The sequence below is a fragment of the Zunongwangia sp. HGR-M22 genome, from assembly GCF_027594425.1.
GTDB lineage: Bacteria > Bacteroidota > Bacteroidia > Flavobacteriales > Flavobacteriaceae > Zunongwangia.
Map to the genome: position 1 here is coordinate 3,330,785 of NZ_CP115159.1, position 23,270 is coordinate 3,354,054.

The following is a 23,270-nucleotide window of genomic DNA, read 5'->3' on the forward strand; positions in this document are numbered from 1 at the left end:
AATTTAAGTCGAATTGACAAAACGAGCATATATTTATACTAATGACTTACTTAGCGGATTAAGAAATGATTAAATCAAATAATCCATTTTTAGATTAAATTTATTCCAGAGATCAATTAGAAATCTATATAGATAACTAAAAATCAACAAGATAAAAAGAGCTTTTATTCACGAAGCGGGACTTACACCGGCACGAACGTTACTATTCATTGGATTTTAAGTACTATAACCCTGTTTTTAGACCGTAAAATTTATTATTTATCAGCGTTTTACATTTTCATACACTTCTTAAAATTGAAAAATCTAGGTACGAATTTAGGTTCTTTTTAAAACGGCAAATCTTCATAATCCTCATTGTTTTCAATTAATGCATCTAATTCATTTGGAATCTCTATATCAAATTTTTCGAAGGCATCTTTTAGCTTATCCTCAAAAAAACCATTTCCTCGAATTTTGTTATCTAACTTATCTATTAAGTTGTATGGAGGATAATCTCTCTCGACACTTGCTTTCAATGATAACAAGTCATTTCTTTGAATCTCCTGTGTAAATAAATAATGGACTATGAAACTAGACCTATTATTTCCAGTACTAAAATTGCTGAAACCATTTGTTGGGAATAAATCAGGACGAATCTTCCTGTAGAAATTCAAGTTTTGCAATTCTATAACTTGACTATCCGCAGGAATATGATCATAACACCTTGGAATTATTGTTTGAAATACTTCATCTATTTGATTTCGTTTTATATGACCATTACGAATAAGCCCTAAAAGAATTCCATAATTATTATATGTCAACCCTCCAAATAATTTAGAATACCAAAGTTTTCTTACAAACCCTACATCTAAACTAAGCCTGCCTATAATTTCTGGATACTCTTTAATTAGAGATTCTAAATCGGACTCGTTTTTCTTTAGAAAACCGAGTAGGACATCCTGAATTTCAGGAGTTCCTGATTTAAAAATATTCCCGAAAATCTTCAAGTATTCAGGTATTGGCCACGCCTCCTGAAATTGATTTCTTATTTCCGAAAAAAAATGTTCCAGCTCATATTTATTAACGGAATATTCTATCTCACTAATTAATGGATCCATCTTTTCATCCGGCGGTGTAATACTCGGATCAAAGAAATTTACAAATTTTCGAAAAAGACTTTCTTTACTTCCATTAACAACTAGTTTAGGTAAATATTCAATTAAAAAGCTCCAAAAACTTTCTGTATGGAAATAATCAATACGTTCCTTTTTGAAATGTGCACAATCATTCCTCTTATCTCGCCAGTAATCTAATTCCCTTCTGATTGACGCACTTATTGGAAAAATAGGCGGATTGTTAGTTACCAAAGCATCGTATGCTTTTCCATCCCATATTTCTACATCATTCAGTTCCCTTCTCAAAAGTTCCCACCTACCCTGTTGAAAGCCTGAAGGAATACTTGATTCTAAAATCCTATAGCGTATAACATTTAGAAAACCTAAGTATGAATACAATAGTGATGACCTATAAGCTCCATTCTTAAAACACAAAATCGATTCTCCAAATAAGCCTTCTGTATTTTCATTAAAATTCTGAATTTCTAACCACTTCTCAATTTCTAATCTCATCTACCACTCATTTTTACTAGTATTTTTTTCTAAAAATTCATCTATGCTTTGTGCCGTTTCTATTAGAGCCATTGAAACCGGATTAAAAACTTCACGTCTAAGCTTCATTACTTTCCTATAATGATTTTCAAAAGCATCGACAGAATCCATAAGCTCTAGAGCAGCAATTCGTTCTTGCTGACTCTCCAAGTCACCAATCATTTTATAATAGGCTACGGTAAAATCTTTAATGGGCATATCTTCAGCGGCATAGTAAACCCTCACAAATTCGCCTCCATAGGGTGACCTAAATTGAACGTTATTCATCCAGATCCTAACCTTATCTTTCTTTTTAAGGCTAATCATAATATTGTATTTGGCGACTCCGCTTAATCGAACATTCCCATAGACTTCGGTCACAGGTTTTTCAATAACACCAATAATAAAATCATCTTCTTTCATTTTAATGGTTTCGTCTGGATCGTGGTTCGTTACAAACCATTGCAATAAAGTTTTACGCAGAGCATCCTGGCTACCTTCAATTTCCTTTTCATGCATAAAATAGACATAGCCATCTTGATCGCCCTTCATTTCAAATTGCGCCACAGAAAATTTTGGTAAAAAAATAACAATCGAAAAAATGAGTAAAATTCTGCTCATAGTATTTTGGATTTGGCCCTACTCCTTTAGTATTAATCAACCCTGCTATGAGATTTGAAACAACAGCAAAGGCTAAAGGCCTATTTGATTTACCTTAAAAACAAAAACATGTACACCAAAAAAGAACAAGAGAAAATTGAAAACCAATTTGAAAGGAGAAACTCTAAATTTTGGTAACTAAAAGCAACTACTCCCCTCGCGATAAAATACCTTAATCTATCTTTGGCAACTCTAAATTAAACCCCGGTGTAGCATTCAACCATAAAACCAAACCAATTTCAACAGCAAGTACCAGGTTATCTTGATAAAGCTTAATTTCATTTTCCTCCACCCTTTCATTTACTAATGCTCTAGACAACTCTAAAGCTTCATCAAAATATTCTTTTGATTCTTCGCTTCTTCGATAATTCACAACGATATCTCTCGCTTGGCGAATAATAAGATCCATCCTATGAAAAGTATAGTCTTTCATTTCTTCACGATTCTTATAAAACCGTTCCATAACAATAGTAGGATCCTTCATCATCCAATTTCAGATTAATATAATTCAATTTGTATTTTTCTTCATTTCATTGTCGAAAAGCTTAAATATTCTCTTTAGTATCATTAAAGCTGTTAGAAAAAAATGACTGCAAAGGAAATAAACAATAAAGGTAAAAACTGTTATCGCTGTAGAATTTTCAACATTTAAGAGTAACGTAAATAGAATTGTAGCAAATGCTAAAAGTACAGAATACGAAATATTAGCTAAGACTTCCTCGAGAACCTGATTTTTAATCTGATTACTATTATCCCTTCTTACAATATCAAAAAGGATCACAATCACATTAAATAAAAGCCCAACTAATACAGTCATTACAGTAATTACGGTTCCAACAGCATCATCCGAAAAGTAAACATTGAAAAATAGAAGTACTCCACTAAAAATGAGCGGTAAGACTAAAAAAACGAACCAATCCCAAAAATCAGCTTTCTTTGTATTACTATTAACAAGTGTTTTAAAATGCTTGTGAATAATACCGATAATATTAATTTTATCCATTAAAAGACCTCCTTTCTTATATCCTCAACAAATTCTTTCGCAATTTCATCAATACTAGTGAAAAGTGGGTGCCCTGTTTCAACATCGAATCTAAGATCCCTACCTATATCCACATACGGTCGTAAAGCAAAAGATTCTGAAATATCTATTGTTCTATTCTTATCTCCAATCTTTACTCTTATCTTCTTTCGGTGGGAACCATCCATTCCTAGCTCTTTAAAAGCAGGAGTTTCAAAAAATTTTGTGTTATTATTAGACATAAAATTATCAAACTTAGTCTCTGGAAAAAAGGCATCAGCTGCCTTAATGCGAATTTCCACATTCTTAATTTTAGGAATATATAATTGACCATCGACATTATCCATCATTTTATCTACAATATCTGACGGTAGATTATTTCTAGTCAAAATAAATTCTTTAATCTTACCCTTTTCGAAAGTTTTACGCGCAAGTTCTGTGGAAGTAAAAACCTTATAATCAATTTTTAAATCAAGCTTTTTTGAATCGATAAAGTCTTTAAACCTTAGAGAGAAAATAGTATTAATACCGTAGATTCCCGTTCTCTGAAGGATTAGAAAAGCTTTTCTACCATTCAATGGAAACCAGATTAAAAAATAGAATGGTTTAATCTCTAAATCAGTCTTCTTTTTTTTATAAACCTCTTTTTCAGAAACTTGATCAACTATGGAACTACCTGTACCATATTCACCACTTTGTACCACGCCGCTAAAAACTCCAGTTTCCCCAGAAATTGTCATTGGCTCCTTCAAAATTTTAAAAGAACGCTGTTGTTCCTCATCAACATTTAATCTATCATTGAATTTCACAAAATCTTTAAAAAAGGAGATCATAGATTCATTTTCATCTCCGAATGTATTATAAAAACCTAATACGTCTTCAGAGTACTTTTTTCTAATGTTTAACGTATAAACCTCTAACTGGAATTTATTTGCCATTATATACTATTTTAAACTGTCCTTTTTTTGATTGATTAAATTTGGTCTATTTGTCAGCAGAGAGTCAATAACTAATTCTAATTCGTTTATTTTCTCTTTCTGCTCATCTATGGTTTTGTCGTCCTTATATGACAACCAGGTAAGTAGCAATGTTAAAAATCCAAACAATATGTTGAAACCAATACTTATTACCGTTTTTGTAGTTGTCTTTCTTTGTTGGAATATTTGCTCTCTCTTTTGGGATGATAAATAGTCAGAGAAATTTTCATATTTGTCACCAATTTCTTGCCCTGCATGGTTCAGTGCAAAACTATATTTCGAGTAATTGCTTGCTGTAATAAGTTCACGATCGTACAATTCATCGATGACTGCATCGAGTAAAACTCTATCCGTAACATTCCAATTATGTCTAGCCAAACCTATTACTTCAAAGTAAGCACCTGGCTTTTGATAATAGAATGCAAAGACTTTATCTAAAAGTATTTCTTTTTCAGATTTTCCCACTTTTATAATAATGATTCCGCAGGTAAACCTTTGGAATATTAAGTAAATAACTTAGTTCTTAGCCAAAAAATCACTTAGATTTTTGGTAGCACTAGCAATATCTGCAGCTTTAAGTTCTTCAATAAAACCAAGGATTTTTTGTTGACCCTTAAGGGTTTCGAATACGCCCTCACTAATAGTCTCAAAATTTTTGATCATTCCCTGGCTAATGGCATGAAGATCTTTTCTAAGCTCTAGATTGCTTATATCGTTTTGCCCCTGGTAGGGTTTGGGCGGGTTATCTTTTGATTCGTTTTGGGCTTCTGACTTCATCATCTCTCCTTCTCCTGTAAGCAACCACTTCAGACAAATGTCGGAATATTTCTTACTGAACTCGATTATTAATTCAGTCCCTGGTTGTGACTGTCTTTTCTCAGTCAATTTAAGATAACCTGTTGATACAGAAAGACTTTTTTCAAACTGTGATTTATTCAAACCGTATTTTTTCCGTACTATTTCAAGTCTATCTATAACGCTCACAATCAGACAAGTAAAATTAATTTTCAGACAATTGAATTATTTTAGCTTCAATTGTTTGGTTTTTTCAGACATTTGAATGTATATTTGTTTAAACAAAAACACGAACCAAAACTCAAATATACACAAGTATAACGGTTTTGGCAATAGGAGAATTATATGATAACGCAAAAACAAAAGATCGAATTGAAAGAAATAATCGGCTCGAAGCATATCCAAAAACTTCAGAATTATTTTATGCAGCGAGGAATTAAAAACCGTTACCAGGAATCCTATTCACTAGAATACATCAGTCTAATATTTAATGGCAAAGTAACGAATAAGAAGGTAGAAGATGCAATTTTCGATTATGTGCCTTACATCATGCAAAAGCGAGCTACGGTAAACGAGGAGCGCGCAGATCTTTTAGCAAACGCCAAAAAACAAGCCTCGCATGCGTCGTAAGTTTTTTAAAATAAAAGTGATTCTTAAAGATCGGTTAAGTTATACCGATAGGCTTATGATACTGGCCATTATTGCTTTTATATTTCTTATTGCCATTGCAGCTGCCTTGATATACGATATAAATAAAAAGCCCGAAGCGGGAACTACGGGCTTTTCACATAAATATTTACGCTTAAATAAATATCAAATGAAAGTCAAATTTACAAAACCCAGCGAAAACCCGCAACATTTAATTGCAGGTTTACTACAAAAAGATGATGGGATCGAGTTCTATGGGATCCCACAAAGCAAGAAAGTAGAATGGTTGCAAAATGGCCATTCGCATAACTTCGATAAGCTGCCGCAAGGTAAGTTTATGATCCTGGCCAATGCTTTTAATAGCAATCACGAAGCCAGGCAGGTTATTAATAAATACTTTGGAATTAATCTTCCCTTTAAAAGACGGGTAGAACTGTACACCTACTTTATGTATGGCGGTTTAGATAATAAACCCGATATGATTGGCGAGGTGTTACAACCTCCAGAAAATTACAGGCATGAAGAGGATTGTATTTCCCTTCAGTTTAAAAAAATCCATCTAAACGGATCTCCTTTAAAGCACAGGGAAATTAAAATGCTCGATATGATGCTAAGAGATTATAAAGATACGGCGATTGCCTTTAAAATGGGCATCCAGGTAAGCACCTACAATCAGCACAAAAAAGAACTTTTTATTAAAACCGGTACGCATAGCAGAACCGCATTAATGATCGCTGCCATAAAGCAACGGGCAACAGGATTTTTTCATAAGGTTAGTTTAGGTTAATGATGAGAAAGGACGTTAGATATTATCGAAGTTTAATGAAACGCTGTGATCTACAGATCAAAGCAGCCATGACGAATGATGATTTTAATGAACAGGAACAGAAAGATGTGATTGCCTCTTTTAAAAAGCAGAAGAGAGACTATGCTTTGAAACTAGCGTCCTTTTTTAAACCTACGCACAAACTGAAATTCAACAATTAATACCCAATCATGAACCAATTAACAGCACATAGCATCACTCCCCTGCTCTCGGCCCTACCCGAAGAGCAGCTACGGGTGCTATATGCTGAAATTGGCAAAAAACTGGACAAATCTAAAAAGCCGGTTAAACCAAAAAAACAAAAGAAAACAACTCGCGAAAGCATTGCCGAGCAGCTTGGCGAAGAATGGCTGGAAGGCAACGAGGAAATGATGATCTCGCAAATAATGCATGGATCTTAAAGCTAAAAAAAGGAGATGAGAAATATGTATAACAGGTTAAGCATTTTGTCTGGAATCCACGCAGGTTCGAATCCTGCCCTCTCCACACCGAGGAGGCAAGTGAAAACTTGACTTCAAACCGACCGGCAGTCATAGGCTGATAATAAATGCCGGTCGGAATTATTAAAGAGGCTTTTTTGCCCTACACCAAATGCCGCCGGGAAGGTTGACTCCTAATCCCGGCCTGCATTTGGATTAATTTTTTAAAACCTGAAAATGTTGGGGTGGGCTATCTCACCCTAATTTTAAACTAAAGCGTTATGTTATGAGCACACCTAAATCGATAGGAAATTTACTTAACAACAATGTGCTAAAGCTGAATGGCCTTTTAAATACTAAAAAGCCTGAAATCGTACAATCTGAAAAAACAGAAGCTAATAAGTACATTCACCCTATTCTTACCAAAGAAAACATTCGTAATTCAATTGCTCTTTATTCCAGGTATATCGAAAAATACAATGCTAGAGTCCGCAATACTAATCTCCAGGTAAAACAATACAATAGCCAGGTGATTAGCCATAGGCGCAAGGCCTTTATTTCTTTTGAACAAAAACTAAAAGAGGGGATCTGGAAAGAACAGCACAAGTCATTATCTCCTGAAGCCTACAATAAAGCGGTTGAAAGCTATAACCTTGAACACGGCCCACAAATTAGAAAAGTAAAATTACTGCAGGAAGTACGCCCAGAAAGCAAGCAATATTTTGTGGCTTTTCTACATCAATACAATATGCAATTATTCAATCGCAAAAAGTTGCGATGCGATCTACAAGTTCATGTGCCGGGAGAATTACCAAAGCTAGAACTTTATCCCAATAAAATAATCGATGCAGAACGTGACGGCGCTAAGAACTTACCGGTTACCGTAGAGACTATAAGAGCCCACAGAGAACGATTAGAAGAAGCCGGGGTTCTTACCGGTTATGAATATCACGGCTCAACCAGGCCGCTTAAAATCGCTTTTTGCGAGGAAGTTTTGAGCCTTACCGACAATGGTTTGCCAAAATCTGCCGAAAATGAAAATCAGGCTCTTATACAGATACAAACGAAGAAAGTTCACCATAACAATGTATCTAGTAGAATACAGTCTTTAGAAGAGACTAAGTATAGGGAAGAAGGTGCTGCCGCTAACGCGCCAGCGCAAAAAGATTGTACTAAAAAATCTACTGGAACACCGAGAAGGCAAGGTGGAAAAAATTTCAACGCCGGCGACGATCAAGCCGGAAATCCACAAAAAAAATTCACCGCCGCGCTCGAAAAAAATGAACTCTCGGCCGTTTTGACTTCCTCCCTACTCGACAAAATTGAACTGGCACAAGATCTGTCCGCAGGAAATTACAAAAAATATAAACCGCTGGCCGCGAAAATCGCTAAACAAGAAGCGTACTACGGTGCAATGCATCCAGAGGATTTTAAGGAATTGGCCATTCAGGATATTTTTAAATATGCTGCGATTTTGTTCTCGAGCTTAGAGGTGCATCCAGGAAGTTGGGTGAATGCTTACAAGATCTGGATAAAGGAAAAATTTCAAAACTTCAATGGCCAGACCTTAAGCAAACCGAACATGTTTAGCCAATGGCAAAAAGCGATTGAAGTGTTACGCCAGGTTAAAAAATACAGCCAAAATCACAAAGAATGGCAACCCCTATACCCTAGCCGATATTTTGATCCGGCATTTACGTACAAGGAAAACAACAGCTTCGAATATGCGTATCGATTCTTTAAACTGGACCAGGAAAAAGTAGACAGCTACCAAAAACGTAGAATCCAAGCAGAGAAAAGTCTTAGATATAAAACCGATACCGAAAAAGCACGAGAACAGATCCGGAAATTTATAAATGGTCGTATTGAACTGCAGCTTGTTTACGATTACGTAAAATACAATTGCAATCGTGAAGTGTACAGAAACATCAATGCGCTGATAAAAACCGAACTGGAGAACATGCAAAAATATTTCGCATAAATAATAACGCTTAAAATGAATAATGAAATGAAACATTTACTGAACCTGGTACAGGAAAATTCTAAGAAGACGGGAAACTTCAGCGGAATTTCTGAAGTACGCCTAGCGCATACCGCCAAAATTCCATTTAATCAAACTCGCCAAATTTTAACTAGGTTGGTTGAAGACAAAAAAGTATTAATCACTGAAGGAATTAACCATAAACTTGTATTCGCGATATGAAAACTGCAGTAAAAGAAAGCATTAAATGCCGCTGTGGCGCAGCCAATAAAACTTATTGTAAACGCTGCAGTAAAGTACGAATGGTTATTTGCTTAAAGAATGGCCATGAGAATCTAAAACTGAATGGAAACAACCCAGTTTGGTATTCTTTCCTGAAGTTTAATAATTACCAGGATGTTTATAAAATTGCTGAAGCCATGCAGAATAGAGTGATGCAGCATCCTATCCAACAAGCTACGCAAGTGCTATTATTTTACATTAATGGCCAACGCACCCACCACTTTAAAAAAGTAATATTATGATCATTACCAGCCAGATCCCCATAAAGAATTTAAGCCAGGATGATCTAAAAGTGATGAATGAAGCTGCGCAATTTTATAATAATATATTAGAGCATCTGTGCCATACTAATAATAAAAGTCAGCATCACATCCACCACTCCATCTTATATGGCTATCGTAGGATGATCGCCCAGCGATTTACCCGCAGGAATATCCCTATGCGAAATACGTTAAACCTGGAAGTTTACCAGGCTTTTGTTGCATTTGATTCATTAATCTATTTCCAGGATAAAACAGACAATCAACTGAAGAAAGTTAAAGCAAATAAAATAGCGAATGAGATCTTCCGGGAACTTCCCCAGGCAGAAGATATTCATTCGCTTAGTATTAATTCGCAAATGATTAAATAATACTTTTGATATGTGAATCTTATTTAACAATATTGAAAAAAAAGCAATCATATATTAAAAATTTAAATCTAATGAATTCTGAACTATATGGATTTATAGGGACATTAGTTGGAACTATTGTCGGAGCCTCTTCAAGTATTTTTGCTACCCTAATCACGAATAAAGGTAACTCTAGGAATCAAAGAAGAATTGAAAATTTTAAAAATAATCTAATCGTAAAAGAACTACAAAGAGAAAATTGCATGCAAGCCCAAGAAACAATGCTAAACCTGCTTCGATTCACATCTTTACACCTATTAGATATTATAAATGCAGAAAAAAACAGTAATAGTCCTGTCTCGTTCGATGAAAAAGTGAATGAAAAATGTAGTGAAAATATAAGAAAATTGAATTTAATAACTCAAAGATTTTCTAATAGAAAATTAGCAGATCAGATTATAGAATTCAGATCGTTATGCAGTGAATTCATTATGATCGATGACAAAACGCAAGGTTTCAACCTAATGTCAGAAGTTAAAAACAAATACGAAATTGCTTTTGATAAAATAGGAGAAGAATTAAGAAAAAACTATTGATTTCATTGAAATATAATTCCATGATATTTTAAAATTTAACTTTTAAGGATAAAATTTTATATTTATAAGAATTAATATTTTAAAATGGCATCAAAAGATCTCTTTAAAACTCCATTCACTGATGAAACAATTACTAAATTAGAAATATTTGAAAGCTATTTAAAGGAGTGGCTACCTGTTTGGATCAAATCTCAAAAGAGTAAAAACATCTACATATATGATTTTTTTTCTGGGATTGGTTATGACTGTGATGGAATTCCAGGGAGTCCATTAAGAATATTGAATATACTAGTGGACTTTCAACACATGATACTATTAGAGAAGAAAAAAATTTTTGTACTCTTTAATGAATACAAAAAAAAATATCATGATCAATTAGTAATTAATATTTCTGACTTCTTAGAGCAAAATAAGAAACTGAATTATTTCTTAGAATATAAGATCGAGAATGAAAGTTTTGAAGAATTATATCCTAAAAAACGAAAAGAACTTCTCAATGGTCCGAATCTAATATTTTTAGATCAGAATGGGATGAAACAATTTAACGATCATAATTTTAAAGACTTTTTAAAATTTAAAAAAACCGATTTTCTAGTTTTTATAAGTTCATCGCATATAAAAAGATTCGGACATACCAGCGAATTCTCAAGTTATCTAAATATAAAAAAGGAAATAATTGAAAAAACGGAATACAATAAAATACATGAGACCATAATTGATTATTACAGAAGTCTAATTCCAAAAGAAAGTACACTAAAGCTTTTCCCTTTTAGTTTAAAAAAAAATCAAAATATACATGGTCTAATATTTGGGGCAAAACATTTGCTAGCAGTCGATAAATTTTTGAATATTGCATGGAAAAAAGACAAAATTGGGGGAATTGCAAATTTTGATATAAATGAAGAAATTGTTGAAGAGAATAATCAAATAAGTCTTTTTCCAGAACCTAGAAAGAAAACAAAAACAGAAAAATTCCAAGAAGAATTGAAAGCATTTTTATTAACGGGTTCTGAGAAAAATAATATCGAAACTTATATTTTCACTCTTCAAAAAGGTTTTACTCATCACCATGCTATAGAGGTTTTAAGAAAATTAAGGAAAACAGAAATTGACTTCAAAGGCCAACCAAAATTAAATTATAAAAACTATCGTGATTTCAATAAAAATAATAATTCCTATATCCCTTTAACCTATAAAAGAATAAAGAAATGAAAACTTCGAAGATAGAATGGACAGAGGCTACTTGGAATCCAATGACTGGATGCAACAAGGTTACAGCAGGATGTAAAAACTGTTATGCAGAAACTATGGCGAAAAGATTGAAAGCTATGGGCACTCCTGGGTATGAAAATGGTTTCCAATTCTCCATAATGCCTTCAAGACTAAATTTACCTTTAAATGTAAAAAAGCCTACCAGGTTTTTTGTTAATTCAATGAGTGACCTTTTTCATGAAAAAGCCCCTTTTGAGTACATAGATAAGATCTTCGAAATCATGAAAAACACCCCGCGGCATCAGTATCAAATACTAACAAAGCGCGAAGATAGGATGTATGAATATTTTCAAACTCGAACTGCTAGTGAAAACGTATGGCTTGGAGTAACAGTGGAAAATAAAAAGACCAAGCATAGAATTGATAAATTAAGAAATATTGATGTAGGGATCCGTTTCTTATCATTAGAACCACTTTTGGAGGATTTAGGAACATTAGATCTTTCTAATATTCATTGGGCAATTGTAGGTGGAGAATCCGGTCCTAAAGCTAGACCAATGGATCCGGAATGGGCAATTAATATTCAAGAACAATGTGATGAACAAAACGTTGCATTTTTCTTCAAACAATGGGGTACTTGGGGCGCAGACGGTAAGAAAAGAAGTAAAAAATCTAACGGCAGAATACTTCGCGGTAAAGAATGGAATGAATATCCTGCTAATTTAATCGCCTAATCTATCAAAACTAAACTCATCCCATTCCTTACATTTATCAGATGTCACCTCAAAATTACGCATTAGGCCTCGAATAAAAACCGGGGAAATATCGAGATCTCTCATAAAAACTCTTATTCGTTCCTCAATATGAGTTTTAACGGTTTTACGAAGCAAACTGCATCTCTCTTTTCGAATAAACTTATGGTCTAAATGATCAATTACTTCTATAAATAATAATAGTTCTGCAGAATTTGGCTTAGGTTGATTCCTCACATTTTGAATTTGCCCTGGTATCACGCCCCTACCCATAAAGAAGTAATCAAACTGTACTCCATAATGGTCATCTTCAATATGGCCATTTTCCGGTATATCTTGGCATTGGATAAATGGTTTCATAATTCAAATCGAATAAGGTGATTTTTCCTAATATAAATCTCATCGGTTCCATCAATCCCAATACGATGACCACCCTTTAAGTTATTATGCTTTATGATATGATCTTCTTTTTTGATTTCAATCCTTTTTAAAACACTTGGTATGATATCAGAGAGACGTACTCTATGAAAATGAGAAATAATTCTATTTTGTATAACTTCCTTCCAAGTTCCGTAATGACCAAGGTGATGAGTTCGCAAGACATAAGGATTCTCTTTATCATCAATAATAATCGTCCAAATGGTTAATGATATTTCATCTGTACCTTCTATAAACCTAGTCGCCATAAAATAATAGTCAAAATCAATAAACTTAGTATCCTCAATAAACCTTTGATTTAAAGGATATCTATCTATAGTGTTACCACTAGTAGTTGATAAATTAAGCTTCATAATGGAATATTTCCTACAAAATTAGGATTATTTCCAATACTAACAATTAAAGATTTTGGTTTATATTAGAGACGAAAACTAAAAAATATGAGCTACGAAACCTCATAAGGTGAATCAGTAGCCAATTTTTACAAACGAGATTTTAAAACGAATACTACCTTTATTTATGGAATCGGAAGGAGAACAAGGGAATTTATTTTAATTAAATGGAATTATCGAAGAAAAATATACTTATAGGTACTATAGTAGTAATTATAATTTGGGCATTATCTGGTTTACTCATAGATCTTTTTACCTCTAAAAGAGGAACCTTTGGGGATATGTTTGGAGCAATTAATGCATTATTTTCTGGTTTAGCATTATTTGGAATTATAGTTTCCATTATGATTCAACAAAACGAACTTAGACTCCAGAGGGAAGAACTACAAGAAACCCGTAAAGAATTTGTAAGCAATAGAACAACCTCAATATTATTCAAACAAATTGAATACCTAAATACAAGAATAGAAAAATATAAATTTCTTAGTGATCCTTTTACTGATTTCCGCCCAGCCTCATTTTCAGAATTTCACTCTATAATAAGTGAATATAAAGAACGAGGTGAGAGCGAAATTGTCAATAATTTAATTGATCACAATAAAAAGACTTTTATTAGTATTGTTGAATTAATCGTTAGATCTTATAAAAGTTTTGATAAATTTCTAGATTTCAACAACACGGAAAAAGAGGAACAAATTCAGCTACGCCAGTTTTTGAAAAATAATATAAACCCTGATACGCAAAAAATTCTATCAATAAGGATCAAGTTTTTACATGAAGAATTGAATCAAATGAAAAATAATACTGATGCTAAAGATGATTTAATGATTCAATTTCTCAAAGATTTAATAAAATCTGAAGTTGATGATATTAATTACATCTTCAATTATGGCAAATAAAGTGCTTAATGTCCTTTTTTTAACATTGGATTAACTCCTATATTTGGGAAAAGATCCTACATCTATGTCCCAAAATTACTCTCAGTATTCCATCGTTCAAAAAATCCCGGTTGCCGATCATGTCTATAAGTACCTGCTAAAATTGTGTGGTAGCGATCATATAATAGCGGGTCGAAACACTTACATTGGTAGTCTAGTCCTGTCCCTTCAAGGCCGCAATTATGATGTTCGCTTAACTCGACACAAATACACTAAAATCTTTAGAGTAGAGATCACGGAAACCTATTACGACAAAAATGGCCTTTTTATCACTCGTGAAAATGCCGAGCTCTTTAATGATCAAATAGACAAAAAGTTTAGAGACGAGCTTTATCGAATGATGCTTATGAATCGACACCTGGAGGAAAAGTTATTTTTAAAATCAATGCGTGCGTATTTGGAGTTCTATGATATTACAGAAGATGATATTAAAGCAGAGAGCCTTTACCGTGATTTTAAACGCAAAAAAGATGATCTTTTAGCCAATTTTAGCCTCAATACACCTGCCGGGACTAAATGTGAAGTTTCACAAATTGTCCCTTAATTTTTTCTCTCCAATGATCCACAATCTTTGCAACATTTACGGCGACGAGAATTTCGATACTTTCTATAAAGCAATGATTATTGAAGCTTCACAGCTGCCAAAATTCAACCATCTTACTAAAGAACAGGAAGTTTTAACGCTTATCAATAATTTACCTCAGGAATTCCAGGCAATGACCATTGGTTTTTTACCGGAGCGCTTTAGCCTTGGTAACAGAACTAGAATAAGAAACGGTAGTCGAATGTATGAAACCGATTTTTCACTTCCCTTGGTTCCACAAGATGCGAATATTCAAAACTTGCTGGAGACTTATAATAATAAAGAGGTAGTGGTTTTAATTACCAGGCACACTCACTCCCATTTGTACGGTACCAGCGAACAGCCGCTTTTATTTACCTACGAGGAACTTCATAATCCCGCACCTTCAGGACTTAAAGGTTATACATTAAATATGAATAATGAAAGCTATGGAGCTCCGCTATACTTTGCAGGAAATGAAGCAGAATTTCCCATTATTAACCGTGGCCTGGCTTTCCAATTAGCCGGAAGCCTGTAATGTCCTTTTTTACAGGCTAGTGACGATCTAATATTGTTCTTCCATAATAGTACGGATTAACAATCAACGATTTGCCACAACCAAAGCCTTATTACAACATTGTAAAGAACGAAGCCGCCAAAGAAGCGACCATTTATATCTATGGTGCAATTGGCGGTATCGATTGGGATACTTACGAAACGATAAACACCGCTTCTAAATTCACACAAGAATTTAACGATTTGGAGAAAGATGCGGACACCATCCACATAAGAATCAATTCTCCCGGCGGAGCAGTATTTGAAGGTCAGGCAATTTACAATGCAATCTTCTCTTCTAATAAAAAGATCATTACTTATAATGATGGGATTTGCGCCAGTATGGCTGCACTTATACTTCTTTCCGGAGACAAAATCCACGCCTTTAAAAATTCCCTCTTAATGATTCATAACTCCAGTTCTTCTTACTGGGGAAATAAAAAAGAGGTTGAAGAACAACTTGAAGCTGCAGAAAAAATCGACAAGGCATTAGGAACGGCAATCGAAGATCGCCTAGGCATTACGGCAGAAGAAGTTGAAAAAGACTATCTGAACTATAAAGACAATTGGTTTACAACTGATGAAGCTGAAGAGCTTGGATTTTATGATCATATTATTAAAAAAGAAAAAGCCCAGGTTCCTGAAGATATCATGCAATTGAAACCTAAGGATATGGTAAGCAAGTATGCTGCCATGACCTTCACTATTCCCGAAACAAAATCTAAAATCACAAATACCATGAGCAAACCAAACTCGTTCCCGAATTTGGTAGCTGTACTTGGCGCAACCTTAGCGACTACAGATAAAGGCAGCTATATCAATGACGAACAAAAGGAGGCTATCGATAATAGAATCGCTGCCGATGCCTTAGCCATCCAGACTGCAAATGCTGCAAAAGAAAAGGCAGAACAGGATTTACAGGCAGAAAAAGACTCCAGACAACAGGCAATCGATGCCGAAAAAGCGAACACAACCGCTGCTTTAACAGCAATGAGAACAGCTGCAACCGATGCAGGAGTAGAAAACATCGCTGAAAATGCAACGATGGAAGACATCAACACAGCACTTACTGCACAAATCGCTGTGTTAAACGGTAAACCAGGTGCTTCGCATACAAGTGGAGCTGCTGAAGATAAAAACACCGAAGGAGAACATAACTATATAAATTTTGAATCTTCAATCTATAAAGACCTACAATAATGGGAGACCAAACAATGCAAATAGACGATGTCGTTAAGGAATTAAAATCATTTCTTAAAAATAATCCAACACTTGTTTCAGCAGCGATAAACCGTGCTGAAATCGTATTGGATAAACACACTAAACCTTTAACGAAGATTAAAGGTAAATATCCACAAGCTCACACCTTGCTTACTGATGTAGTTCAAGGTTTTGGTACTGAATGGAACGAACTTGGTGCACTTAGAATTAAACATAAAATTCTTAAGAATTATCATCAAAAAGTAAACTTCGCAATCATTCCTGCGGAAATTCTACACTCTTATTGGGCCGAACTTTATGCTGAAAATAAGAAGCCACAGGATATGCCTATCTCTAAATATATCGTGGAGAATGAGCTATTGCCAAAGGTTCTGGATAACATGGCAACTTTATCTGTTAAAGGTAAATTTGATCCAGCCAGACTTGACGAATTCGGCTACTCTATGGTAGGGATCGAAGAACTATTAAGTGTTATGCACGCTGCAGTTGTAGATCCTGAAATGAAGAATCCTACTCCGTTTAAAATTCCAATGAACGTTCTTACAGATTCTAACATGGTCGATCAAGTTACTGCATACGAGCGCCAGATACCATCGAAGATTAAAGGCAAAATTAAAAAAGTCTTTATGTCTGAGAATAATGTGGAGCGATACATTTTGGATTACGAAGAAAGATTTGGCCAAAACAAGTTTCAAAACAATGTTTTGAAAACCCGATTAGGTAAGCGCGAAATTGTTGCAATTCCAGGAATGGAAACGGATGATATATTCTCTACTACAGAAAATAATTTCAGAAGACTGATAGACGTATTTGATGCACCTTCAATCACCGACGTACAGAAGCAGGATTATAAAGTAAAAATCTTTATGGAGTTCTGGAAAGGTTACGATTTCTTAATTGAAGAATTAGTGCTGTTATCCAACTATACAGATGCCACTTATGGTCTTGGATCTACAGAGAAAAACAAGTTATACTACGGTATTGATGGTGTAACTCCTCCTGCAGAATAAAACCTAAATCATGAACAAAACAGAACTTAAGGCAAGGTGCAAGGAACTCGGTATTTCTACCGAGGGCCTTGATACCAATGCCAAATTAGAAGCAGCCATTCAAGCCAAAGAGGCTGAGCTTGCGAAAGTCGAAAAGGAGCAACCGGAAACTTCTGAGGAGCAACCGGAAATTTCTGAAGAGGAACTGGAAGAAAAAGGTGAAGATCCTGCACCCGATCATTATAAAGATGATCGCGGAAGAAAATGGAAGTTCAAAGCGAACACCCCTAAGAAATTAAGAATCGATGGACACCCAATGAGCCAGGAAGAAATTCTGGGAACAGAAGAAGTAATTGCTGAGCTTGTTCTTGGGAATTGTTCATTCCTAACCCAAATAATCGAATAAGATGGAATGCGATCCAATAAAATTAGAAAACATAGAGTTTTGCGCAACCGATGAAATCGTTGCCGGTCTTAATGATCTAGAAGTTTATGGAGCTGCTATCACCGACTTCGAAACCATTGCTAAGCCGCCAAAATTAAGCGTGGCCACAAGTTTTGAAGAGGCTGGAACTATAGCTGAAGCTCATACTTTTAAAGAAGGCCGTGGTTTCCATAAAATTCAGATCCAGGCAGACTCAGGTAGTGTAGAAAATACGCAATTAGGAGAAAAATCTAATCTTGGTGTACAAAACTCCTTAACCGGAGCGATGCGAAACAATAAAAAGACAAAAGGCTATCTTCGATATTATAAAAATACACCGATGATTTTTATAGTTAGAGAGAAAACTGGCAATCTTGTACAGGTTGGAAGTGAAAACTGCCCTGCCTATATTGTTGAGTTTACCGGAAATACCGGTGCTGCTCCTGGAGATGCCAAGAATATTCAGGTAATTATTCGAGATCAGCAGCCATATTTTGCCCCTGATTATGAAGGAGCAATCACTAAATTCCCTGCACCGGCTCCAGATCCTGAAGTATAATGAGTAAGGCATTTAAAATAGCACCCGGCCGTTACGTGATCCCAAACGTTGGAAGTGTAGATGCTCAAAAAGAAGTTAGCGATAATGTACTTTTTGAAATCTATAAACTTCCTCGCCGGGTCTTTCCCTGGATCCAACTTGGTACCGATGCTGAAGCCTACCTGAAAAAACAAAAGCTCCACGTTAAGGATTTTGCGAAGCTTGTTAATAATGCCCGGACTAAAAATGAGATTGAACTTTTGGCCAGGATAAGCGATACCAAAACAATCGATCGTATTGCTGAAACCAAATTGAAAGCTTTAGAAAATTCAATTAAAAATTAAATCTGTATTCTTCATTTTAATTTAGTTAGTAAAAACCGCCAGTGCAATTCCTGGCGGTTTTTTTATTGTCCTTTTTAATGACTTGTGCCATCTGCAATTTTGGATCATGGAAATAAGTGAATGGTTACAAAGCAAGCCTAAGGTTTATAACACCGGAGTAGATCTTTACGCAGCCTCCAGCGTAATGCAATCAAGAACCCTGGCGAATTTAAAACGTGGAGAGAATCCGCGAAATATGGCCGTGCTAATTAAAGAGCTTCGGCAATTATCAAAATCCAGAGCTTACCAAAAGCCTAAACCAAAACCGGTGGTAAAAATAGAAGTTGTTGCAGATCCTAAACCGGTACAGGTAGAAATGGAACGCAAAAACCAAATCGAGCAAAGTGCTAATGCCTATTTCCAGAAAATAAAATACAACGAATTACCTGCAGTCTTAAAAGTACGATATCGCCAATTAAAGGATCTCTTTTACGATATGAGCGACTTAAAGTTTGTTTTGAATGACTTGCCTGCCAAGGAAGTCAATAAGGCTTTAAAAATCATACTAAAGATCGAAGCACTCGACGAGCAAAGAGAAATGATCTGGAGAGAACTGGATCACTGGCAAGATCATAAAACCTTACTTCCTACAAAAACAGAAAACGATTTTACTGGGTTATCGCAGCAAGAGCTCTTCCTAAAAAAAGCGAATCTGGTTAACTACATCAATAAAAAAACTTCGAGAATAAAAAAGTGGGAAAGCGAGATGCAGAAAAAAAGCAATAAGGATGAGCGCTTAAAAATTGGCCAGCAAATTAACCGAACTCAAAAAGCAGTGCACCAACACAAACTCGACCTGCAGAAAATCGAAGGGATGTTATAGAGTCCCCCAGCTTACTAACAATCTCTCACAACCATTAATAATTAACCCAATCAGGCACTGGAGGACATAAGCCCTTCAATATCTGATTGGGAATATTTAATAATTATAATGATTGTGAGAATGACAAAAGTAAACAAAAATCTTAGAAAGAAGAATTACAAACAGGCGCCACTGCCATTTCAGGGGCAGAAAAGAAGATTTCTAAAAAAGTTTGATGAGGCATTAGAAACTTTTCCAAGTAACGGTACATACATTGATATTTTTGGGGGTTCTGGCTTACTCGCTCATCATGTAAAACAAAAGTATCCTCTAGCTAAAGTAATATGGAATGATTACGATAATTTTAAAGATAGACTAAAAGCAATTCCAAATACAAATATACTATTAGCCGATCTTAGATTAGAACTGAAGAATGCTCCTCGAGATAAAAAAGTATTTGGAAAACATCGTGAATCTATTCTTAATTTAGTAAAGAAAGCAGAGTTAGATTTTGGTTACGTCGATTACGTTACGCTTTCTGCTTCTTTACTCTTTGGTGGTAAGTATGCTAATAATTTTAAAGAATTCGAAAAAATGACCTTTTATAACAGAATTCGGCTAAACGATTATGCTTGCGAAGGATATTTAAACGGAGTAAATAGGATCTCAGAAGATTATAAAATAATTTTCGAAAACTATAAAAGTCAAAATATAATATTCTTAGTAGATCCACCTTATTTGTCTACTGATACGACAACTTATAAAAGCGAAAATTACTGGAAGCTTCGCGATTATTTGGATGTTTTGAACCTATTAGATAATTCCCCTTATTTTTATTTCACGAGTAATAAAAGTGAAATCATTGAATTATGTGAATGGATTGAAACAAGATCTCTAACGCAAAATCCTTTCACAGGATCAAGCATGTCCACTACTAACAATCGTCTAAATAAGGATTCTGGATATACTGATATTATGCTATGGAAAAACCACTAATTAAAAAAACAGCGGCTAAATAGCCGCTGTTTTTCTTTCCAGGAAATAAAATAAATCAGTGTACTCTTCGCGAATCACTTCTCCATCCTTAGTTATTTCTGGATAGGTATGTAAGAACGTTTTAAATCCAAGCTCTAAAAGAATATCTCTTATATCGCTTTCGTAGATCCATCGTTCCGGAAGAACATTTGTCACTAATTTATAGATATTAGAAAGCGTTTTTCTTTCCACATAATCTCCTCCTGTAAATTGAGAATCTACAGGCATATAATTATCTTGAATTAGTTTTTTAATCTCATTTGTATAGTCAGTTTTCATTTTCTCAAAAATAAAAAGTTACATTTTTAATTATCAAATACTTAACCCTCAAAAGGCTAATTTTTTTTATCAAATATCGGCTCGTTGACAAACGCCGTAGCCTATAGCGATATGACATGTGCCACGTGTTTAAATCATGCAAATATGAAAGACCACCCCCTAGAACGTGGTGAGTGGCATATCTTCTGCTCCGGCTCTCGAGGCATCTAGTTTACCCTCGAACATTGAGAAGAATGGATAATCAAAAGTATCCGATAAGTGTGTTGCGTGCTCCTGGTCCACCCCCTTTCTTCTCTCCGATCGCTTATCCTTTTCCAGTCCTTTCCCTCGATCATAGACTTCTGCATTTTCCATTGAAACAATTAAGTTAGGGCAGTTGGCCTGATTGATCCGTATCTTGGGTAATCCTCTGCGCCTGCCATCTTCTCGGAGGGCCACGTTAATCAGTCTAAACTTTTCAGTGTATGATGGATTCGCACCGGTTGTCATTTTATAAACAGTCCACCCTGCTTTGGTTAGTATATCCTTTGCCTGATCTGCCATAGTCATTTTACTATTGGCCATCCTATTATTACCGGTTCTATCATAATAGAAGTATACTTCTTTAGTTGGGTGTGGCAAGTAGTAAGGTAGAAACTCCTCCAGGAATAAATGATCCAACATCTTTGGCGACTTTACATAGAACTCCTTAAGCACTCTATAAGTGTCCCCCTGTAATTGGCTAACAGTCATACTATTTATATTGGCTCCCCAATCCACACTTATAATCAGTGGTTCATTCTTCTTGACGTCAAGATCCTGACGACAGTTTAGAGCATTGCCATTTAAATCAGTAATAGGTATTCCTTCTAGATAACCGTTATCAAAATCAGTATAGTAGTGATCCGCGGTAAGTTGCGGGTAAAATCCGTCCGTAATTTCTCTAGGTCGGATATTAAGCATTTCAGCATTATAGATAATATCATCCCTATAAGACTGGCGCATATACTCAAAATAGTCCGCTCTCAGGTTAGCCATATTTACTCTGGCTGTAGCTTTAAGAAATAATATTTTTGAGGGATCCTTTCTCGCTGCATCTTCCATTTCTGTAAACCATCTCCCTTTTTTGGTTAAAGGAGTAGAAGAAGTAAAAACCTCGGAGTGCAAAAGCGGCGCATTTTTAAATTGTGCTTTTTTGGCTCTGTTGGTGTTTTTTACGTTAATTGCTAACTTCTCATCATCAAATAGCGCAGCTTCATCTCCTCGTATAGCGTAAGAGTTTAGACCACGCCCGCTATCCTTATGATCTAAGCTGACAAATTGAAAAATTGATCCATTCGACCAATGCCAGATATTATTAAATGCTTCAGGTGATTGATAGGGCATTTTAAAGCCCATCTTTTTTCCTGCCATCGAACCAACTACATAATCTACGCCTTCATAAACTCCGAATAATTCCAGACCTTCTTTAATAGCCGGCATAAATCTGGAGAGAATTTGACTATAGGTAGATCCTACCATTGCAAATGATGCTCTAGGCATTTGTTTAACCAGCTGAAGAGAGTCATAACCCAGGTAAGTTGTTTTTCCAGATCCCCTACCCCACTCTAAATATTTTTGTTTTTGTTTGGCGGTAGCAGCAACAACCTGGGCGGCATTTAAACGAACTTTTTTACTCAGCATTTTCCTCGTCGTTTAGCTCTTCGAATTCCGTATCCTCGACACCAAAATTGTTGAAATCAACTACCCCTTCAGAGGTCATTTTTTCGATACCTTTCCTACTTCGACTATCCAGAGTGATAGTGATATCCATATTTTTAAGCTTATCAAGATTAACAAGCTTATCATCCTTGTCGAAATCCGCCAGTTTGATCATACGATCAAGACATTTCCCTATTTCAGTTAAGTTCTTCTCCTTAAAAGCAATCTCTAGGGCCTGCTGATTATATTCGAAAATCAAGAAGCGCATTCCTTCCTTGTCCGCTTTTCCTACATCGCCATAGATCTTTAATGCATTACCAATATCACGATAGGCAGTTGCCTGAGAAACCTCGAATTGTTCTTGAAGGATTTTAGAAACTTGGTCACGGGTTTTACGATCAAGCATTAGTGTAAAGGCCGTTTTTACACGATTTTTCATTTTTTCCTGAAAATCGCTGAGTTCTATAGAATCATCTAGAAAGGATCCGTAAACCTTATCGAAGTGAGTGTCTTTTGTGGTTATGTTCGCCAATTTATCTGAGGTTTTACTTCAAAATTGACCTATCGAAGCCCCTTAAAAAAGGACACTTAATTCCTGTCCTTTTTTAAGGCACAAGTCATTCGCACTTT

The 23,270-nt window shown here is 35.1% G+C and carries 33 protein-coding genes; 21 read left to right on the plus strand and 12 right to left on the minus strand.

The annotated features are described in order from the left end of the window. Positions 1-326: 326 nt before the first annotated feature. The 7 genes from PBT91_RS14405 to PBT91_RS14435 form a co-directional block, all read right to left on the minus strand. Entirely contained in the window at positions 327-1,607 is a 1,281-nt protein-coding gene (locus PBT91_RS14405) for a hypothetical protein (RefSeq protein ID WP_270059156.1), read from the minus strand. After that, positions 1,608-2,246 carry a hypothetical protein gene (locus PBT91_RS14410; protein ID WP_270059157.1) on the minus strand — a complete coding sequence of 213 codons (639 nt, stop codon included), beginning with the start codon at positions 2,244-2,246 and terminating at the stop codon, positions 1,608-1,610. It lies immediately after the preceding gene. 211 nt (positions 2,247-2,457) lie between these two features. Then, on the minus strand, positions 2,458-2,772 hold the full coding sequence (locus PBT91_RS14415) for a hypothetical protein (protein ID WP_270059158.1): 315 nt from the start codon (positions 2,770-2,772) through the stop codon (positions 2,458-2,460). A gap of 21 nt (positions 2,773-2,793) precedes the next feature. After that, positions 2,794-3,288 (minus strand): hypothetical protein, encoded by a 495-nt coding sequence (locus PBT91_RS14420; protein WP_270059159.1) that lies wholly within the window; start codon positions 3,286-3,288, stop codon positions 2,794-2,796. Beyond that, positions 3,288-4,244 (minus strand): hypothetical protein, encoded by a 957-nt coding sequence (locus PBT91_RS14425; RefSeq protein ID WP_270059160.1) that lies wholly within the window; start codon positions 4,242-4,244, stop codon positions 3,288-3,290. Before PBT91_RS14425 ends, PBT91_RS14420 begins: the two co-directional genes overlap by 1 nt. Before the next feature lie 6 nt (positions 4,245-4,250). After that, complete coding sequence (locus PBT91_RS14430) at positions 4,251-4,748, minus strand: hypothetical protein (RefSeq protein ID WP_270059161.1); 498 nt, start codon at positions 4,746-4,748, stop codon at positions 4,251-4,253. A gap of 51 nt (positions 4,749-4,799) precedes the next feature. Continuing rightward, positions 4,800-5,222 carry a hypothetical protein gene (locus tag PBT91_RS14435; RefSeq protein WP_270059162.1) on the minus strand — a complete coding sequence of 141 codons (423 nt, stop codon included), beginning with the start codon at positions 5,220-5,222 and terminating at the stop codon, positions 4,800-4,802. Positions 5,223-5,423: 201 nt separating this feature from the next. Between PBT91_RS14435 and PBT91_RS14440 the strand changes: the two genes are divergently transcribed. The 11 genes from PBT91_RS14440 (at position 5,424) to PBT91_RS14490 (ending at position 12,386) form a co-directional block, all read left to right on the plus strand. Beyond that, a complete protein-coding gene (locus tag PBT91_RS14440; RefSeq protein WP_270059163.1) occupies positions 5,424-5,708 on the plus strand; it encodes a hypothetical protein in 285 nt (94 codons plus the stop codon). Next, positions 5,698-6,513: a helix-turn-helix transcriptional regulator gene (locus tag PBT91_RS14445; RefSeq protein WP_270059164.1), complete on the plus strand. Its 816-nt coding sequence runs from the start codon at positions 5,698-5,700 to the stop codon at positions 6,511-6,513. Before PBT91_RS14440 ends, PBT91_RS14445 begins: the two co-directional genes overlap by 11 nt. Beyond that, positions 6,513-6,713, plus strand: a complete 201-nt coding sequence (locus tag PBT91_RS14450; protein WP_270059165.1) for a hypothetical protein — start codon at positions 6,513-6,515, stop codon at positions 6,711-6,713. The genes PBT91_RS14445 and PBT91_RS14450 overlap by 1 nt, the downstream gene beginning before the upstream one ends. Before the next feature lie 9 nt (positions 6,714-6,722). Next, positions 6,723-6,953 carry a hypothetical protein gene (locus PBT91_RS14455; RefSeq protein ID WP_270059166.1) on the plus strand — a complete coding sequence of 77 codons (231 nt, stop codon included), beginning with the start codon at positions 6,723-6,725 and terminating at the stop codon, positions 6,951-6,953. A 304-nt stretch (positions 6,954-7,257) separates the two neighbouring features. Further along, the gene (locus tag PBT91_RS14460) at positions 7,258-8,952 is read left to right on the plus strand and encodes a hypothetical protein (RefSeq protein ID WP_270059167.1); all 1,695 of its coding nucleotides are present in this window, start codon (positions 7,258-7,260) and stop codon (positions 8,950-8,952) included. Between the two features lie 27 nt (positions 8,953-8,979). Next, the gene (locus tag PBT91_RS14465) at positions 8,980-9,174 is read left to right on the plus strand and encodes a hypothetical protein (protein WP_270059168.1); all 195 of its coding nucleotides are present in this window, start codon (positions 8,980-8,982) and stop codon (positions 9,172-9,174) included. Next, positions 9,171-9,476 (plus strand): hypothetical protein, encoded by a 306-nt coding sequence (locus PBT91_RS14470; protein ID WP_270059169.1) that lies wholly within the window; start codon positions 9,171-9,173, stop codon positions 9,474-9,476. Before PBT91_RS14465 ends, PBT91_RS14470 begins: the two co-directional genes overlap by 4 nt. Then, complete coding sequence (locus PBT91_RS14475; protein WP_270059170.1) at positions 9,473-9,865, plus strand: hypothetical protein; 393 nt, start codon at positions 9,473-9,475, stop codon at positions 9,863-9,865. The genes PBT91_RS14470 and PBT91_RS14475 overlap by 4 nt, the downstream gene beginning before the upstream one ends. A gap of 71 nt (positions 9,866-9,936) precedes the next feature. Next, positions 9,937-10,440 (plus strand): hypothetical protein, encoded by a 504-nt coding sequence (locus tag PBT91_RS14480; protein WP_270059171.1) that lies wholly within the window; start codon positions 9,937-9,939, stop codon positions 10,438-10,440. An 84-nt stretch (positions 10,441-10,524) separates the two neighbouring features. Next, positions 10,525-11,652 carry a three-Cys-motif partner protein TcmP gene (gene tcmP / locus PBT91_RS14485; RefSeq protein WP_270059172.1) on the plus strand — a complete coding sequence of 376 codons (1,128 nt, stop codon included), beginning with the start codon at positions 10,525-10,527 and terminating at the stop codon, positions 11,650-11,652. Then, positions 11,649-12,386 (plus strand): DUF5131 family protein, encoded by a 738-nt coding sequence (locus PBT91_RS14490; RefSeq protein WP_270059173.1) that lies wholly within the window; start codon positions 11,649-11,651, stop codon positions 12,384-12,386. The genes tcmP and PBT91_RS14490 overlap by 4 nt, the downstream gene beginning before the upstream one ends. Here the strand turns inward: PBT91_RS14490 and PBT91_RS14495 are convergent. Together PBT91_RS14495 and PBT91_RS14500 are read right to left on the minus strand one after the other, a co-directional pair. Then, positions 12,375-12,764, minus strand: a complete 390-nt coding sequence (locus PBT91_RS14495) for a hypothetical protein (protein WP_270059174.1) — start codon at positions 12,762-12,764, stop codon at positions 12,375-12,377. The genes PBT91_RS14490 and PBT91_RS14495 overlap by 12 nt on opposite strands. Next, a complete protein-coding gene (locus PBT91_RS14500; RefSeq protein ID WP_270059175.1) occupies positions 12,761-13,090 on the minus strand; it encodes a hypothetical protein in 330 nt (109 codons plus the stop codon). Before PBT91_RS14500 ends, PBT91_RS14495 begins: the two co-directional genes overlap by 4 nt. Before the next feature lie 311 nt (positions 13,091-13,401). On the opposite strand from PBT91_RS14500, the gene PBT91_RS14505 reads away from it, so the two are divergent. From PBT91_RS14505 to PBT91_RS14550, 10 genes are all read left to right on the plus strand, one after another. Beyond that, positions 13,402-14,133, plus strand: coding sequence for a hypothetical protein (locus PBT91_RS14505; protein ID WP_270059176.1), 732 nt, complete (start codon positions 13,402-13,404; stop codon positions 14,131-14,133). A gap of 64 nt (positions 14,134-14,197) precedes the next feature. Further along, positions 14,198-14,716: a hypothetical protein gene (locus PBT91_RS14510; protein ID WP_270059177.1), complete on the plus strand. Its 519-nt coding sequence runs from the start codon at positions 14,198-14,200 to the stop codon at positions 14,714-14,716. Between the two features lie 13 nt (positions 14,717-14,729). Continuing rightward, a complete protein-coding gene (locus tag PBT91_RS14515; RefSeq protein WP_270059178.1) occupies positions 14,730-15,272 on the plus strand; it encodes a hypothetical protein in 543 nt (180 codons plus the stop codon). Between the two features lie 71 nt (positions 15,273-15,343). Continuing rightward, on the plus strand, positions 15,344-16,489 hold the full coding sequence (locus PBT91_RS14520; protein ID WP_270059179.1) for a head maturation protease, ClpP-related: 1,146 nt from the start codon (positions 15,344-15,346) through the stop codon (positions 16,487-16,489). Then, the gene (locus PBT91_RS14525) at positions 16,489-17,520 is read left to right on the plus strand and encodes a hypothetical protein (RefSeq protein WP_270059180.1); all 1,032 of its coding nucleotides are present in this window, start codon (positions 16,489-16,491) and stop codon (positions 17,518-17,520) included. The genes PBT91_RS14520 and PBT91_RS14525 overlap by 1 nt, the downstream gene beginning before the upstream one ends. 10 nt (positions 17,521-17,530) lie before the next feature. Continuing rightward, positions 17,531-17,905 (plus strand): hypothetical protein, encoded by a 375-nt coding sequence (locus tag PBT91_RS14530; RefSeq protein ID WP_270059181.1) that lies wholly within the window; start codon positions 17,531-17,533, stop codon positions 17,903-17,905. A gap of 1 nt (position 17,906) precedes the next feature. Further along, on the plus strand, positions 17,907-18,482 hold the full coding sequence (locus PBT91_RS14535; protein WP_270059182.1) for a hypothetical protein: 576 nt from the start codon (positions 17,907-17,909) through the stop codon (positions 18,480-18,482). Continuing rightward, positions 18,482-18,805 (plus strand): hypothetical protein, encoded by a 324-nt coding sequence (locus tag PBT91_RS14540; protein ID WP_270059183.1) that lies wholly within the window; start codon positions 18,482-18,484, stop codon positions 18,803-18,805. The genes PBT91_RS14535 and PBT91_RS14540 overlap by 1 nt, the downstream gene beginning before the upstream one ends. 106 nt (positions 18,806-18,911) lie before the next feature. Then, positions 18,912-19,667 (plus strand): hypothetical protein, encoded by a 756-nt coding sequence (locus tag PBT91_RS14545; RefSeq protein ID WP_270059184.1) that lies wholly within the window; start codon positions 18,912-18,914, stop codon positions 19,665-19,667. Positions 19,668-19,787: 120 nt separating this feature from the next. Further along, complete coding sequence (locus PBT91_RS14550) at positions 19,788-20,642, plus strand: DNA adenine methylase (RefSeq protein WP_270059185.1); 855 nt, start codon at positions 19,788-19,790, stop codon at positions 20,640-20,642. Positions 20,643-20,657: 15 nt separating this feature from the next. Here the strand turns inward: PBT91_RS14550 and PBT91_RS14555 are convergent, their stop codons facing one another. The 3 genes from PBT91_RS14555 to PBT91_RS14565 all read right to left on the minus strand — a co-directional run bounded on the left by PBT91_RS14555 (position 20,658) and on the right by PBT91_RS14565 (position 23,172). Next, on the minus strand, positions 20,658-20,960 hold the full coding sequence (locus PBT91_RS14555; protein ID WP_270059186.1) for a hypothetical protein: 303 nt from the start codon (positions 20,958-20,960) through the stop codon (positions 20,658-20,660). A gap of 159 nt (positions 20,961-21,119) precedes the next feature. Further along, positions 21,120-22,622, minus strand: coding sequence for a terminase large subunit domain-containing protein (locus PBT91_RS14560; RefSeq protein ID WP_270059187.1), 1,503 nt, complete (start codon positions 22,620-22,622; stop codon positions 21,120-21,122). Beyond that, the gene (locus PBT91_RS14565; protein WP_270059188.1) at positions 22,612-23,172 is read right to left on the minus strand and encodes a hypothetical protein; all 561 of its coding nucleotides are present in this window, start codon (positions 23,170-23,172) and stop codon (positions 22,612-22,614) included. Before PBT91_RS14565 ends, PBT91_RS14560 begins: the two co-directional genes overlap by 11 nt. Between the last annotated feature and the right edge of the window lie 98 nt (positions 23,173-23,270).